Annotated in this window: 1 protein-coding gene; it reads left to right on the forward strand. The window is 40.2% G+C overall.

The annotated features are described in order from the left end of the window. The coding region (locus tag LD39_RS21375) for a potassium transporter TrkG (RefSeq protein WP_035553821.1) at positions 1–511 on the forward strand (511 nt) is incomplete at its 5' end. Positions 512–1,287 lie beyond the last annotated feature (776 nt).

Here is a 1,287-nt window from a genome sequence, read left to right on the forward strand (position 1 = left end):
TGGCGGGTTGGCAACGATGGACGTGAGTGAATTCACGTCCCCTACGCTCCTCGTTATCTGTGTCCTTATGTTTATTGGAGCATCTCCGAGCAGTGTCGGCGGAGGGATTCGGACAACGACGTTCGCTATCATGCTTTTGAGCATCATTTCCTATGCAAGAGGCAAAAAAAATGTTCGTGTCTTTCGAAGAGAGATTCATGAAGATGATATATTCCGCTCGTTCATCGTCATCACGACAGCGATGATGATCACGGGTGGAGCCATCATTCTATTAAACTCATATGAACCTCAGTTTACGCTGCTGCAGGTGATGTTTGAAGCCTGTTCTGCATTTGGAACGACGGGTCTGTCTATGGGAATCACTTCCGATTTGCATACCGAAGGAAAAATCATTATCATTTTCTTAATGTTCGTCGGACGGATCGGCATCTTCTCGTTCTTATTCATTCTAAGAGGCAGAGGTGTCAAAGATAATTATCGCTACCCACGCGAGCAAATGATTATCGGCTAGAATAAATGTAATAAACCCCCGCCTCAGGCTATCCAAATGGATACCCGAGACGGGGGTTTTGTTTAGTGTATTCTTATAAGCGATTCTATTTATATATGAGTTTTTAACTAATGACTCCGTGTATAATCTTAATCCAGCCAAAGAACGAACACCATAAAGGAATACTCAACATAAGGGACCATCTCAAACCTGTCAAGAAATCATTTTCTTTAAACATTTTGATGACCTCCGCTTCCTTGAATATCGTATTACTTAAAGAATACCCATAAAATGTGAATTCCATACCTATGTGTCGGCGATATGTGTTTCTTTCTTCTGATCACAGTCAAAACAGACTAATGTTTTATCTTCCCGTACCACGCCATCCAGAAAACCATCTTGACAGTAGATCTTTTTTCCACACCGCTTGCATGTTCCTACTAATTCTTCCATCCCAATTCACTCCCTTTTAGAGGGGGCTGTCGCCAAGCGATACAAAGAATCCACTTCATAGGAATTTGTCGCGAATGAATGAAATCAAGTGAAAAAATACTTTAAAATCAATGTAAAGTAAATGTTATGTAAATTTCATAGATTACCCTTATCATGCCATAAAAAAATCCTGCCGTATGTAAGCCATCGTCAGGATTTTTCTATTCTTTCAAACTCGTGTTTAATAGAGAAAAGGCTATCTGTTAGCGCGATAATACAAGTTTTTTTACAGATTTTCGTATTTCAGGAAATTTCACGCGGGATCTGTCTCGCTTGGCTGGTTCTCTCGTCCTATTTTTCTATTA

Source organism: Halobacillus sp. BBL2006 (assembly GCF_000786645.1).
GTDB lineage: Bacteria > Bacillota > Bacilli > Bacillales > Halobacillaceae > Halobacillus.